Source organism: Leptospira selangorensis (genome assembly GCF_004769405.1).
GTDB lineage: Bacteria > Spirochaetota > Leptospiria > Leptospirales > Leptospiraceae > Leptospira_B > Leptospira_B selangorensis.
Genome location: NZ_RQES01000016.1, coordinates 312,275 through 326,689, shown reverse-complemented (window position 1 = coordinate 326,689; position 14,415 = coordinate 312,275). Strand labels below are relative to the sequence as shown.

Sequence of the window (14,415 nt, the reverse complement as noted above, 5' to 3'; positions counted from 1 at the left end):
TCCCTCTGTTTGTAAAATCCATCTAGAATTATAGCTCTTCTTTCTTATCTTGAAGAAACAAGGAGAACGATTCTCCTCACGAAATGAGGAAGATCAAGAAAAAAAGTTAGAAGGATAATTTTTGATTCATATCAAAGACAAAGGAGGAACCCTTTATTATAATAGAAAGGATGAAATCAGTTCTGGATTTTCGTTCTGCGATCTGGTCAGTTGCATTTCGCCCATTTTTTTTATTTAGTTCATTTCACGCACTATTTGCAGTACTTGTCTGGATCTTAATCCTATTCTCAATCATACCTTCTCCATTCCTAACCGGAGGAATCCAGATCCATTCGTACGAGATGGTTTTTGGTTTTGGAAGAGGAGCAATTATAGGATTCCTTTTTACTGCAGGCCAAAATTGGACAAAAAAAGTTCTGGCTAAAGAAGGATATTTAGCACTTCTATTCGGACTCTGGTTTTTAGGTAGATTCGGATTTTTATCCAACCCGTATCTTTCCTATGCTGCACTTACTGCTGATCTATATTGTGATCTATTGGTCCTTTTCTATCTTGCACCTCCCTTATTTGCAAAAGGCCAGGAACATAACCGCGTTGTTGTGGTTACTTACTTTCTATTATTCTTACTTCATATATTAACAGCGTTTTCATTTTTGAATATTTTACCGGAAGGATGGAGTTTACATTTCATTCATCTTTCTCTTTTTGTAATACTTCAATTTGTGATACTTATAGGCGGAAGGATTATGCCCTTCTTCACCTCGGCGGCTGTGCCGGGTGCAAATCCGAAAAGATTTCTAAAATTAGAAAGTTTGATTCGATATGGAGGATTTCTATTTTTAGGAATAGAAGCTTGCGCTTTCTGGTTTCCTGAGATCATTCCATTTGCAGGATTATTTTGCCTCGCATTCGGGATCTTAAACTATTCTCGTTGGCTTTTCTGGGAACCTTGGAAGTCCAAAAAAGTACCTATTCTCTGGATCTTACATTCGGGTTATTTCTGGTTATGCTCCGGGTTCTTAGCATATGGACTTTCTCATTTGGGATTTTTCCCTAGTTCTTCCGCTTTTCATATTTTCACTGTAGGAGGAATAGGAGTCTTCGTATATGGCATGATCACGAGGGTCTCACTTGGTCATACCGGTAGACCGATTAAAGCTTCAAAATTGATAATCTTAGGATATATTTTGATCAACTTAGCAGTTATCGCCAGGGTATTTTTTCCTTTAATCAATAAATATAGAGAAGCTTATCTATTTTCCGCTCTATTCTGGATAACCGCATTTTTGATATTTACGTTTAAATATTCTAAAATTTTAATAAGTCCTAGAGCATTCACCAGTTCTTGAGATTTCTCAGATTTAGGTCCAAAAATTTCGATTTGACCTGATTATTTCCAATAAAGAGAATTCAAATCAGGTTCTATGCAGTCGTATTTCACGGAGATTTTTCGTTCTCTTCTTAGTCCAATACGGATCATATTTCTACCTTCCGTAAAGATATATTGGTTCTATATTTTAAGTTCAATTCTGATCACTCTATTATTGATCATATGGAGAAGCTGGAAGGAAGAAGGATTTAGATCCAAGGATTATCTTCGTGAAAATTTATCTAAGAAGATATGGCTGCACAAATCCGCCTTATTGGATTATAAATATTATTTAATAAATACGTTCCTATTCGCACTCTTCTTTAGTTATTTCGTTATATCGGGTGCAGGAGTATCCGCATTCATCAGTGGACTTCTGTTTAAAATATTCGGAGAGGCAAATCATCTTTCCTCTTCCGGGACTTTTTTCATTTTAATTTATTCCATCCTATTTTGGCTTGCAAACGATTTCGGAAGATTTTTCGCTCATTGGCTTCTTCATAAAACATTTCTCTGGGAATTCCATAAACTACATCATTCCGCAAAAGTATTAAACCCTCTCACAGTGTATAGAGTTCATCCTGTAGAAGCAATCCTGGTGAATTCATTAGGAGCTCTTTGTTCCGGGATCGTAACCGGGTTAGCCGTTTTCCTATTTCCGAACGGTATCAATATGTTGTCTTTTTTAGGAGTGAATGCTGGAATTTTCGTATTTAATCTATATGCGAATTTAAGACATTCTCATATAGGTCTTCGATTTCCTAGATGGTTGAGCAAAATATTTTTAAGTCCTGCTCAACATCAAATCCATCATAGCACCGATATTAATCTTCAAAACAAGAATATAGGAGTATCTTTCGCATTTTGGGATATTCTTTTCGGAAGTCTTTATATTCCTCAGGAAGGAGAAGCAGAACAAACGATCTTCGGTCTGGAGGAAGAAGATGATAGTAACTTCGAAAACCTTTTTAAGATCTATTTTTTACCTTTTCAAAAAATACTGAGTAAGACCAGAACATTAATCACTCTTTCCAAACACGAATCTAAATCTTGAGATAAATCAAAATCCTAGAAAGGTTTTTAAACCTTCAAGATTGATCGCAGTCAATGCATTTTCAGATCATAAGGAGTTAAACTTAATCCGTTAGAGTCTTTCGAGATGAAAACGATTACAACTTGGTTTTTAACTCTGATCTTTTTTCCGCGCTTGCTTGTTCCTGCAGAAGGAAGCGTGTTCGAAAAATTATTTTTAGGAAATTTGATCTGCCAATGTAATCATAATTCAAACCGAGAGACTCATCCAAATCAGGAAGATGATTTTTTCCGCACCAAGACCGAACTGGCAAAATCAACCAACTCTGAAAAACAAGATCGTCCAAACTGCCATTCAAATCCTGAATCGACCGTGCATGAATGTGGATGCAAAAAGGAAAATTCCGATCGGATATACTCCCAAATCAGTGTATTCTCTTATTATGTAATTGTATCTCGAATTTATATCATTCCGGTTCTAGGATCTACTTTTGGAATGGAGGAATTATACTTCGCAAAATTGTCCAAAGCCCATAACAGAAAATTCAAACGTCCTCCCAAATATCTTTCCTTAGCCTAACCATATCATCTTCGAAAACTGCATATGCTATTTCGGAGAAATCTTAAGTGTATATTCATAATATAAAGGAAAGTAAATATGCTATCTCGCTATATTTCTACAACCGCGATCATTCTCTCTTTCTTCCATTTCGATTGCTCCCAGTTAGGATCTCTTTCGAACGGAACTTCTTCGGAACAACAACTTATGCAGACTCTCGTTCTTGGAGTAGCTGCAAAGGAAGGATGTTCTATCCAAAGTTTAACTCCAATTTCGAACACTCTATCATATGTACATCCCAAACGCACAAGATATGATATCCAAAATTGTTCTCCAAGCGATTTAGAAGGACTTGGATTTACAGGTAATACAGCCAATCTGGAAAAGGGATTGAGTGGCAATTCCTCAGATTCTTTCTTCTCTAGTCTTGGCAATATTGTTCTCCCTAGTTCAAATGGAGGTACAAATTTAGAAGTTTCCTTCTCACTCAAATCCGGTGGAAGTTTGACTGCATACGTCTACGGATCCGGCACTCCGATCTCGGGTCCGGCATTTCGGTTAACGGATTCTACCAAAGAGCAATTCTACTCCGAGATGTCAGGAAACTTTGAAGTAGTAAGCAAAGGAACAGCGGCCTTATCCACTGACACGAACTATACATACTGTATCGATTTCCAATATGCAAGCTCGGAGCAATGGATCAATGCCTGGCCGAAAGCCTGCTCAGAGGTCACACAGACAGAAAGAAATTCCATGATGATGTTCCCTGTCATGCAGATGATGAGTGTGCCTGCCTATTCAGGAAACAGGATCGGCTTCATTTTGAATGGAGCAAAACTAACGTCCTTTACGATTGGATCGATTTTGTCCCAAGTCGATTGATCGTTCCCACTGGGGCCGCTTTCGCGGCCCTCTTTTTTTGATCCGGATACTTGGAGGTAATCATGAAGTATCGCGTTTTCCTTTTCTATTTTTTAATTATATTTTCTTTTCATAATATTTTTTCAGGTGAGGTAGATATACCTAAACCGGTAGAAGAAATAGATCCCCATGCACACCATCGTAAAGAATCTAAAGAACAGGGTCATCATCACGGATCGAGAGCGGACCAAATTGCACCTGCTGGTCTAATGTTTCCCCATGTTCATAATAAAGGTTCTTGGGTTTTAGATTTTCGTTATATGGGGATGCAAATGTCGGGACTTCTGAATGGGAACAAATCCATGGGAACCTATGAAGCTCTTTGGTTCCCTCAATTCGATCCAAGTGTTTCTATGCCGAGTGGAAGTTTACTGACAGGAGGGCCTAATATTCCTCAAACATCCGCCAACGGATATCGTTATATGTCGGTTCCAAAATCCATGTTAATGGAATCATATATGACAAGTGCGATGTATGGAATTTCGGACGATACGATGATCATGTTTATGGTGCCGGTCGTAAAAAATCAAATGATGATGGAAACCAGCAATTTTGATTCTTCTGCAATGAAATCCGGAGGTGTAGGAGATATTTCTTTTTCTGCAGCTCATCGTATCCTAAAACGGAATGATCACGAATTCTTTTTAAACTTCGGGGTCTCCCTCCCTACCGGTTCCATTGATGAACGAGATTGGATGCCGATGATGGGAAATCAAAAGGTTCCCTATAATATGCAACCGGGCACCGGAACGATCAATTATTTACCGGGAATCGCATATTCCGGAAAATCGGATCGATTCTCTTGGGGACTAGGAGGGAATGCGAATCTGCGCAGTTCCAAAAATCAAAACCAATATCGTTTCGGAAATATATATGAACTGAGTTCCTGGATCGCTTACTCTATATTTTCTTGGACTAGCGTTTCTATTCGAGTGCAAGCAGTGTATTGGGATAATATCAAAGGGCAAGATGGTTCTTTGGATCCGAAAATGGATCCTCAAAACGATCCGAAACGACAAGGAGGAAATCGAACAGACGCATTAGTCGGGATGAATTTTCTTTTAGAAGAAAAAATTCGATTCGGTTTCGAAGTTGGTAAACCTTTCCATCAACATCTAAACGGTCCCCAAATTGCAATGCAAACAATGTTCAATGTATTCGTTCGTTATGATCTAAATTAAAGAATAGTGTAGAAGGCCCGGATCAGTTTGTATTTTGGGCCTTCTTCTTTTTTAAAAATTTCGGACTAAGAATCTTTTATAAGAAATACTTAATGGCATCATAACCCAGAACATTAGGAACAAAATAGACAATAAAACTACAATTGATGTACCTAAACTTCTGATCAAAAATGCCCCGGAAAATCCTAGTAATACCGAGGCCTTTGTCTGTAGAATGATCAAAATTCTAACGAGATCGACCGGATTGAATAGAATAACGAGTAATGCAGGGATCTCTACCGGATAATCACCCAAATAGATACTTAACATAAATACGAAAGAATCAAAAAGTAAAAAGAAGTATAACCAAACGAGTAATGCTCCGGAGACAATCAATTCTCCTTTTTTAAAGAACGAAGCCAATAAAAATCCTAAAGAAACAAATACTAAGATCAGAACAGTTCCGAAAAGTATCAACTCAGAGAATAAGATCGCAAGTTTAGGATCACTGAAAAAAAGCGGAACCCCCGGAATTCCGAGTCCGATCAGAAAACTTAAAAAAAGAGATATACTCACCCCGCAATATTTCCCGAAAAAATATTGAGACCTGGTTAATGATTTAGAAAGAAGCACTTCCGCAAAGGGAAGAGAATCGTTAAATGTTAATCCGGAAAATGTAATAGAGAATAAAGGAACGACGAATAATACCAGATTCATCTGGCTCACTACCAATCTCCCTCCGCTTTCATCTCCGAAATAATTAAGTGCTCCTGCAGAAATCGCAAGAAAACCTGCAAACACAAACATCCATTTACTTCTAATATTTTCTCTTAGCTCGAATAGGATTAGTTCTTTCATCTTCTTTCCGAATATTTGGTGTTCCAAAATTCCATTAATGTGTTCTGAAGATTCCCTTTATCATTGTTTTTTACGAAATTTCCCGGCGAATCATCAATTAATAAGGAGCCTTCTGACATAAGTAAAAAACGATCCGCAATCTCTTCTACTTCACTTAAGATATGAGTTGAAAAAACAAGCAAAGCCCCTTCTTTCTTTTTTCGGAGCAATATTTCCTTTAAAAGATTAGAGATATAAGGATCCAAACTTGCAGTAGGCTCATCTACTATATATACAGGTTTACGGATCGAAAAACATTGCAGAATATTTACTTTTTGTTTTGTTCCCCCGGACAAGGCTCCGAATTTTATATTTTCATAATTCTTGAGACCAAGTAGATCGAATAATTCCTGAAATTCTTTCGGATCGGAAGGCTCCAGTTTTTTTAAAAAATCCGCCAGTTCGGACACCATTACATTTTTAGGGAACAAAGGAGCTTGGGGCATATATCCGATCTTAGAATCGGGCTGCCCTTCTTCCTTTCTCGTAAACTCTATATGACCGCGAGTAGGTTTTACCAAACCTACGATACTTTTGAGGACTGAACTTTTTCCGGAACCATTAGGGCCGATCAAGGATAATATACTTCCTTCTTTTGCATCGAAAGAAATTCCCTTAACAGCGATTGATTTTCCATATTGAACGGTTAAATCTTTCACTTGCATCATACACGGCTCCTCATCTTAGGTTTCGGATCTTCTAGATCGATCGGAGTAACGATCGGAAATGCCTTTTCGATTGCTTGTAAAAAGTTTACGACTGGAGAATTATAAAGAACCATTAGAAAAGGATAAACTACTACCCAATATCCGAAAAAATGAACAGGCTTATGAGGAATATCTCCGAATCTATCCAGATCCAAATCATAACCATCGTAGTTATCCCAAAAATTTTCTCTAAATGAATTCGTACTATGTTTTGTATTTGTGCTGATATCGAATACGTTCTCCTTGAATTCATTCTGCACAAATTGATTGGATTCACTATTTCCTAATATACGAACGCCCCATCCGTTATCTTTCAGTATATTATGAGTAAAATAATTTCGATTACATCCGTCGGCAAAGATCGCCACTGTATTATGAACGAATAAGTTTTTTGTGAGAATACTTTCGGAAATTTCCTTTAACAAAAGACCGTAAGAACTATCTCCCCAATTATTCTCGAAGCTGTTATTTTCGATGAGTATATTTTTACTATACATCACCGCAACTCCGGCAGAGTTGTTTTCGAATTTGTTCGCCCTAAAATCATTATCCGAAGAAAACATAAAGTGCATTCCATAGCGGATATTATCATGTGAATAATTCTCCTCTATCTTGAGATTACTCGAAAATTCCAGATAGATCCCGTCCCTATGTTTTTTTAATTCATTCCCTTCTATCCTGATTCCTTTGGAAGACCAGAGATGGATCCCATTTCCTCCGGAAACTTCATTTACTGCATTTCCCGCGGAAACGTTCCCTCGGACGGTACAATCCTCTACTTCTGCAAGATAGATCGCGTATGCATTGTCCTCGAACTCATTATTTTCTATGACACAGTATTTTATTTTTTCTGCATGAACTCCGGAATACTCCGAAGTATCCGAAACTCCGCTCCCTATAATATTCAATCCGCGAATTACGACGTTATTGGCTCGGATATCCAGCACATGTTTTTCTTTTTTACCATCTAAGATAACGCCATTAGAACCTTCCAAAATTAAGGGTTTAGAAATGGATATCATTCCTTCTCGGTAGATTCCTTTTCTGATCCTGATCGTATCTCCGGAGTTTGCAGAATCAATCGCGGTTTGGATAGAGTAAAAATTACACTTATCTATACATACTTCTAACTCTTTGGAAAAAATATCGGAGGGAGTTAGACAAAAGAAGAAGGAGAACATCGCAATCAATCGCGAATATCTAAAACTGATCCGAAAATTTTCATGATACCAATCAATGATCTTTTTCATTGTTTCGACTCCAGATAGAGCCTTTATGAGTATTCAGAAAACCTTTTGCTCGTTCCATAGAGGAGAATGCCGCAAGCCCTTCCCCCATAGGAGAACGTAGTTCCGAAGAATTGACGAGCACCGCCATATCTTCGGAGATCATATGATCCGGATTTTCAAAATCTGCGAACCATACGGATCCGGAAGAATATCTTGCGGATTTTTCGAAAGAGTGAGAACATTCTATGGAATCAAAATAGTATCTTCTTCCCTTTTCGGTTAATAACTGAGCATGGAAACGTTTATCTACTATTGCCATGGAACAATGAGCACAAAGTTCTCTTCCGAATTCGGGAAGGATCGGTTCTCTTTTGGAACAGAAAACCGAAACCGATACTACCAAGAGCAAAATGATCACCGGAAAACCGGATCTATTTTGGAACATATACCCTTCTCCTTTCATCCCATATCACCCAAATGAGAATTCCAAGAGAGAGAAATAGAATGATCCCTCCCCAAGAAGGGAAACTGCAAGCAGTGATATTCAACATCTCCTTACATCCCAAAAGTGGAGGTTGGTAAGCCATCCCCGGAACCACGATCGGAGCTTCCGGATTTAGATTATGACCGTAATTATATTCCCATCTCCAGAAATCATACATGCCCAGGATCCCCAATATTACTATATTAAGAATTCCCAAAACGATTAGATATACTCTAGGATGAATAAATGTCACGAATGCTCCAAAGATCAAAAATCCCAAAACATAGGGCATAAATAATAATTCCGGAACGGATTCCGAAACGATCTCATGCATTCCTATATAATGATTTAATAAATTAATATTCTGAAGATCGTAAGTAGACGAACCTGTAATCTTATCGATCCAGATCTTCATTCCTAAACCTTCCGGATACTGAGGAGCGGCCAAAGATATATGCCAGATAGGCAAAAAATAAACTGATACAAACAAAAGACCGACTCCTAAAATTAGGAGCCGGTTCATTTTGGAGATCTTCTTTAAGAGAAGTTCCTGCATAAGATCCCTCGTTTAAGGAAGCACCCTTATGTACTGCTGCATTTCTTGGTGAAGAGCTGAACAGAAATCCGTGCAGTAGAACGGATATATTCCAGGCTTAGGTGCTTTCCATTTGAAAGTCCTGGTCTGTCCCGGCATGATCAGAAGGTTAGGCATCTCCGGCGCCCCACCCACAGCGAAACCGTGCGGAATATCAAAGTCTTGTTCCAAGTTAGTCACATGGAAGAAGACGGTATCTCCACTTCTCACCTCGATAGTGTCCGGTTTAAAGTGAGAACGTATCTGTGTCATATAAACACGGACAGTATTTCCTTCACGAACAACTCTCGCATCCTTCTCATTCTTGATCGCATATGGATGTTTATTTTCTTCTAATGGATAAATTTTCGCTGCCTTATCCATAAGAAGTTTTGCAGGGATCATTTGAGAATAATGAGGCTCTCCTACAGTTGGGAAGTCGGAAAGAAGTTCTGCCTTACCTCCTGAAATATCATAGAGCTGAGCACTCTGAGGTAATTCCATACCTACAGGAAGATATCTATCCTTAGTGATCTTATTCAATGCGATCAGATATTTTCCATACGGATCTTTGGAACTTCCACCTACGATAGAAAGGTGACCAACACTATAATAAGCAGGAAGATGTTGTTCTACTTCCCAGGTTCCCAATTCCCATTTTACAACTTCTGAACTTACGAAACAAGAAGTGTAAGCATACCCCTTTCCATCAAACTCCGTATGTAAAGGACCTAAACAAGGTTTCTTAACTTCTCCAGCAAGAGTGGATTCGTATTTTAGGATCGGAATATCCATGATCATTCCGGATCTATGTTCAGGTTTGTCCTTCACATCCATAAGTTTAGAGAAGGAGTGAACCGGAATCACTGTAGCGAGCTTTCCTCCACCCACTATATATTCTCCGGTAGGATCCACGTCCGTTCCGTGAGGACTCTTAGGAGTAGGCATATAATACATGACTCCCGGACAGTCCTTAGGTTGGAGCATTTTTACTCCACTTAACTTTTCAGAAATCGCAGGTTGATTCTCCGGAAGATAATTTCTATAATATTCTCCTCCGAAGTTAGACGCCTTTCCTTGATCCAAACATTGTTTAGCACGAACCCAGTTGAATGCTAAGATATAATCCTTATCATTCTTAGAAGCTCCTACTTCTATCATCTTATATGCTTGTTCAGAGTTATAAGATGTAAAGAAGCACCAGTCGTGAGATTTCCCTTTTCCACAATGTGATAGATCGTAATCGAAACCGGGAACAAGGATCTGGAGTTCCAAAGAAAGTCTTCCTGATTTAGGATCTACCTTCACCATAGTAACTGTTCCTTTAAAATCTCCTTTAGAGAAATTTTCTATAGGAACACTTGCCTGAGGTATTGGAACAGAGAACCTAGTCGCCGCCATCAGATACTCGGTGTTTTCCGTAGCAAAAGGAGAAGCATGGTTACCCGCACTGTTCGGGATCTCAATGATCTCTTTGGTTTCAAAAGATCTCAGATCGATCCGAGCAAGTCTAGGAGTATTGTTTGCATTCAAGAACAACCAACGACCGTCTTGTTTTCCGTCAGTCATGGACGCTTCTATATGATGACTATCGTCCCAAGGAACATATCCATGAGTAGTTCTAAGCATGTTCTTAGTTTCTTCATCATATCCATAACCGTTCTCCGGAAAAACAGAGAAGACCGGAATGATCTTGAATAAACGTGTAGAAGGAATTCCGTAGACCGACATTTGACCGCTGAATCCTCCGGAAAGGAAGGCGTAAACTTCGTCCTTTTCTCCCGGCGCAACATACACTCTCTTCGCCGCATCGGAAGCGAGAGCAGCAGTTGCAGCCCCACCCTTACATCCGTACCCTAAACTGATTAGGACCATCAGTCCGATAGGCACAAGATTCCTGAACTTGTGTATTTTCATTTTCTTCCTCCCTTATTTCTTATCCATTTTTCTAAGATATTCCAAGATCTCTCTGGCCTCAGATTCTTGTACGTTTTGGAAAGTCATCTGAGTTAGATGTTCTGCGAGAAGTTCTTGAGCGATCGGATCCTTTTGGGTCATCTCCATAGGATTCAAGATCATATTCATGATCCACTCTGGAGTTCTTCTCTCGGTTACTCCCTTTAACGCAGGTCCTACGACCTTCTCTTCGAATTTATGACAGGCACTACATTTTGTTTCGAAGTTCTGTTTCCCTTTTTGAGCCATCCCTTCGTCCAATGCGCCTAACGTAACAGAAGTGATCGGCCCGATCCCCTTACTACCGACAGAACTCTCGGCTTCTGCCGGTTTTTCTTTCCCGCAAAAAGAGAAAGCGATTAAACCTAACAGTACCGGAGTGATCTTACCGAATTTTATGATATTCTTAATTATCTTCATAAACACCCGAGAGTCCGGATCTTTAGTTTTCTGCGATCAGATCCTATGACCGGACTTCAACTCATCTAACTACGTTCGGAGAAGAAGCACCTTGACCCGGGTCAATCTGCCTAAAAAGCCACGGATGATAATTGTCATACGGTCGAAAGATGGACCGAATCGTTTTCAGATCGTCAAAACATGTAGAAAAGAATCGAATGATAATGAGAAATATATGGGACTAATGATCTTCGATGAAATATCCGAAGAAGAGATGTTATCTATCTTTTCAGGTGGAAGGAAACGTATCCTAAAAAAAGACGAATTCTTATTTCATCAAGGCGATGAAACGGATTGTTTACATCTTCTTATAGAAGGTAAACTACAGATATTTAAATATGATTCCAGTTCCAATGAGATCACTTTGAATTTTTTTAATCCGGTTTCCATGGTCGCAGAACTAGCACTTATAAACGGGATCCCTTTTCCTGCCTCAGGCAGATTCGTAACAGATGGAGCGGTCCTTTCTCTTCCTTTTAAAGAGTTACATGAAAGAATAAAAACGGATATCCCCTTAAATCATCTTTTGATCCAATCTTTGTTCACTAAGATCCAAGCTCTAAATCTTTCTATTAATCGTGGAATGACTATGGATTCCTTGCAAAGAGTGGCTCACTTTCTATATTATCTTCCTGAGAACCAAGCAACACTTGCACATTCTCAGATCGCTTCTATGCTCGCCCTAAGGCCTGAAACTTTTTCAAGAACACTCAAACAACTCAAAGATAAAGGAATTATAAACCCGGAAAGAGGCTTGATAGAAGTTTTAAAAAAAGAAGAATTAAAAAATTACTTCTAATACGTATTCGGGTAGAAGGTCCGCTAAAACGTAAAACCTCTCGAATACGCAAGCCCCAATACTGCGATCAACAAAGAGATCAGAAGGTTGATCCTTCCAAAAATGGATGCATATTTTCGACTACGGCTATCCGACCTAACTCCATTCTGCATATCCTTGAATGCAGTTGGGCCGATCAAAAAATCGTGAAGAACAGAACTTAAAAGGAGAAGAAGGAATAAGATCATTTTAACAAGAAAGACCGCTCCATGAGGAGATAGCCAATAGGAGATCTGGGAATAAACCTCGAAATATCCCTTCAAATAAGCGATGCTGATACCCGAGCACAACAATATTATAAATACATAATAAGAAAGTTTTCTGAATTGTAATGCTATTTTAAGCAATAATAGAGTTTTAACATCCGAAAGCTCTTTATCCTTATACACCGGACGAAAGATCAACACAAAGAATAGCATTCCACCCACCCAAAAGGCAGCCGCAAAAAAGTGAAATAATAGAGCTATAAAATACATGCGAAGAAAACTTTAGCCGGTCAATTTTCTCCAAAGAGCGCGACCAATAAATCTGAATTTTTCTCCCAAAGGAAATCTTCCCAAATTTGCCTGGACCACTCCTTTAGTGAATCTGGTCGCTTTGGAATAATCTATCTTTATATCCACAATAACAGGTCTACCCTCGTCTGAGATACGGAACGCCTGTTTTAATACGGAGTCTATATTCTCATTGGATTCCAGAGAAAGATATGCGGCTCCAGTTCCTTGGGCTATCCCTTCCAATTGTAACTCGCCTAGTATTGTGCAAGTTTTACGAGAATAAGGAATTTGCTGGCCTTGGGAGATCTGGCTTAGTTCTCCATCGTAAAATACACAAATTACTACACCTACGGAATTCGTACTGGCGGTGAGTAACTCCAACCCGGTCATTAGAAATGCACCATCTCCTACAATACCCACAACATTCCGATCCGGGTTTGCAATCTTAGCTCCTATAGAAGCGGGAACACAATACCCCATAGAGTTAAAATCACTAGGAGAGATAAATGTTTTAGGGCGTATTGCCGGAAATAGTTCGGCAGCTAAGAAAGTGTGATTCCCGTCGTCCACAACTAGGATATCTTCTTCTTTCATTTGTTTTCTCAATTCACGAAAGAAGATAGAAGGATTCACTTTATCCGGAACGGAATGTTTTTCCCATTCTGTTTCGTATTCTTTTTTCTTTTTCAGAATTAGATCCTTCATTTTCTCGGATCCTTTTTTCTGAACTCCGTCCTTCTTGAATTTTTCAATAATTGCACCTAATATATGTTTGGCGTCTCCTTCTAATTCGAATTTTGCAGGATAGTTTTTGGAGAATACATCCGGATTCACATCTATATGGATCAAATTTTCAGGGACCTTCATGCTAAAACTTCCGGTAGGGATTTCTGAAAATCTTGTTCCGATTGCTAATAGACAATCGCAATTTTCAAAAGCGGCTTCTCCTGCCGGAACGGAATAAGGACCAAATCCCATTCCAGTATGAAGTGGATGATTCCCAGGAAACACGCTTAATCCTTGCAAGGTAGTTGCAACAGGAGCGCCTATAAGTTCTGCAAGTTCGATCAATTCTTTCGTTGCTTCTCTTGCTCCCCAACCTGCAAAAATCCCAGGATGCGAGGAACTCTTCAGAAGATTATATGATTTTTCTAATGCTGCCTCATTGATCTTCCATACATTCCTTTCAGGTGTAAATGTTGGAATATAAGAAACTTTTCCTGAAAACAATTGTATGTTTACCGGAATTTCTATAAAAACAGGGCCTGCCTCATCTTCTGTTGCTATCTCATAGGCTTCAAATATGATCGGGATAATGTCTTCATGGGTTTCTACTCTAAAGAATTTTTTAGTGATGCCTTTTAAAAAACCAGACTGATCCATTTGATGTAATTGGAATTTTTTCCCCGTGTCCGTTCTTACTCCGCCTGAGATAATTAGCATCGGAATTCCATCTAAGTATGCTTCTCCAATTCCGCTCAATGCATGAGTCGCACCTGCAGCTGGAACGATCACTAAAGTACCTATAGATTCGGAAGTTCTACTAATCGCGTCCGCCATAAACGCAGCCCCACATTCATGGGTTACTAAATAGGGAGTAATATCCTTAGATATATTCAATTCATCGTATAGTTCCGTATTATGAACTCCAGGTATCCCGAAAGTGAATTTCACTCCGATCTGTTCCAAGGCATATACGATCAATTCTGCACCTGTCTTTTTCATAATGATTC

The 14,415-nt window shown here is 39.0% G+C and carries 15 protein-coding genes; 6 read left to right on the top strand and 9 right to left on the bottom strand.

Annotation, left to right across the window (positions count from 1 at the left end; genetic code table 11):
* The first annotated feature begins 170 nt into the window (after positions 1–170).
* The 5 genes from EHO58_RS11990 to EHO58_RS11970 all read left to right on the top strand — a co-directional run bounded on the left by EHO58_RS11990 (position 171) and on the right by EHO58_RS11970 (position 5,062).
* Positions 171–1,349 carry an NnrS family protein gene (locus EHO58_RS11990; protein ID WP_135680076.1) on the top strand — a complete coding sequence of 393 codons (1,179 nt, stop codon included), beginning with the start codon at positions 171–173 and terminating at the stop codon, positions 1,347–1,349.
* A 75-nt stretch (positions 1,350–1,424) separates the two neighbouring features.
* The gene (locus EHO58_RS11985; RefSeq protein ID WP_135680075.1) at positions 1,425–2,423 is read left to right on the top strand and encodes a sterol desaturase family protein; all 999 of its coding nucleotides are present in this window, start codon (positions 1,425–1,427) and stop codon (positions 2,421–2,423) included.
* A 105-nt stretch (positions 2,424–2,528) separates the two neighbouring features.
* On the top strand, positions 2,529–2,981 hold the full coding sequence (locus EHO58_RS11980) for an LIC_11090 family protein (protein ID WP_135680074.1): 453 nt from the start codon (positions 2,529–2,531) through the stop codon (positions 2,979–2,981).
* Positions 2,982–3,059: 78 nt separating this feature from the next.
* On the top strand, positions 3,060–3,842 hold the full coding sequence (locus EHO58_RS11975) for a hypothetical protein (RefSeq protein WP_135680073.1): 783 nt from the start codon (positions 3,060–3,062) through the stop codon (positions 3,840–3,842).
* Positions 3,843–3,904: 62 nt separating this feature from the next.
* Positions 3,905–5,062, top strand: coding sequence for a transporter (locus EHO58_RS11970; RefSeq protein WP_135680072.1), 1,158 nt, complete (start codon positions 3,905–3,907; stop codon positions 5,060–5,062).
* A 51-nt stretch (positions 5,063–5,113) separates the two neighbouring features.
* Here the strand turns inward: EHO58_RS11970 and EHO58_RS11965 are convergent, their stop codons facing one another.
* From EHO58_RS11965 to EHO58_RS11935, 7 genes are read right to left on the bottom strand one after another with little or no spacing between them, the layout of a single operon-like run.
* On the bottom strand, positions 5,114–5,899 hold the full coding sequence (locus EHO58_RS11965; protein WP_135680071.1) for an ABC transporter permease: 786 nt from the start codon (positions 5,897–5,899) through the stop codon (positions 5,114–5,116).
* Complete coding sequence (locus EHO58_RS11960) at positions 5,896–6,606, bottom strand: ABC transporter ATP-binding protein (RefSeq protein WP_135680070.1); 711 nt, start codon at positions 6,604–6,606, stop codon at positions 5,896–5,898. Before EHO58_RS11960 ends, EHO58_RS11965 begins: the two co-directional genes overlap by 4 nt.
* A complete protein-coding gene (locus tag EHO58_RS11955) occupies positions 6,603–7,895 on the bottom strand; it encodes a nitrous oxide reductase family maturation protein NosD (protein WP_135680069.1) in 1,293 nt (430 codons plus the stop codon). Before EHO58_RS11955 ends, EHO58_RS11960 begins: the two co-directional genes overlap by 4 nt.
* Entirely contained in the window at positions 7,879–8,319 is a 441-nt protein-coding gene (locus EHO58_RS11950) for a nitrous oxide reductase accessory protein NosL (RefSeq protein ID WP_135680068.1), read from the bottom strand. The genes EHO58_RS11955 and EHO58_RS11950 overlap by 17 nt, the downstream gene beginning before the upstream one ends.
* Entirely contained in the window at positions 8,306–8,914 is a 609-nt protein-coding gene (locus EHO58_RS11945) for a hypothetical protein (protein ID WP_135629281.1), read from the bottom strand. The genes EHO58_RS11950 and EHO58_RS11945 overlap by 14 nt, the downstream gene beginning before the upstream one ends.
* A gap of 12 nt (positions 8,915–8,926) precedes the next feature.
* A complete protein-coding gene (nosZ, locus tag EHO58_RS11940) occupies positions 8,927–10,807 on the bottom strand; it encodes a Sec-dependent nitrous-oxide reductase (RefSeq protein ID WP_425269448.1) in 1,881 nt (626 codons plus the stop codon).
* A gap of 54 nt (positions 10,808–10,861) precedes the next feature.
* Positions 10,862–11,308: a c-type cytochrome gene (locus EHO58_RS11935; protein WP_135680067.1), complete on the bottom strand. Its 447-nt coding sequence runs from the start codon at positions 11,306–11,308 to the stop codon at positions 10,862–10,864.
* A 124-nt stretch (positions 11,309–11,432) separates the two neighbouring features.
* Here EHO58_RS11935 and EHO58_RS11930 point away from each other — a divergent pair, with 124 nt between their 5' ends.
* The gene (locus tag EHO58_RS11930; RefSeq protein ID WP_244241152.1) at positions 11,433–12,146 is read left to right on the top strand and encodes a Crp/Fnr family transcriptional regulator; all 714 of its coding nucleotides are present in this window, start codon (positions 11,433–11,435) and stop codon (positions 12,144–12,146) included.
* A 23-nt stretch (positions 12,147–12,169) separates the two neighbouring features.
* Here EHO58_RS11930 and EHO58_RS11925 read toward each other — a convergent pair whose 3' ends face one another.
* Both EHO58_RS11925 and EHO58_RS11920 read right to left on the bottom strand, forming a co-directional pair.
* A complete protein-coding gene (locus EHO58_RS11925; RefSeq protein WP_135629278.1) occupies positions 12,170–12,661 on the bottom strand; it encodes a copper resistance protein CopD in 492 nt (163 codons plus the stop codon).
* Positions 12,662–12,673: 12 nt separating this feature from the next.
* Positions 12,674–14,407, bottom strand: coding sequence for a thiamine pyrophosphate-binding protein (locus EHO58_RS11920; RefSeq protein WP_135680066.1), 1,734 nt, complete (start codon positions 14,405–14,407; stop codon positions 12,674–12,676).
* Between the last annotated feature and the right edge of the window lie 8 nt (positions 14,408–14,415).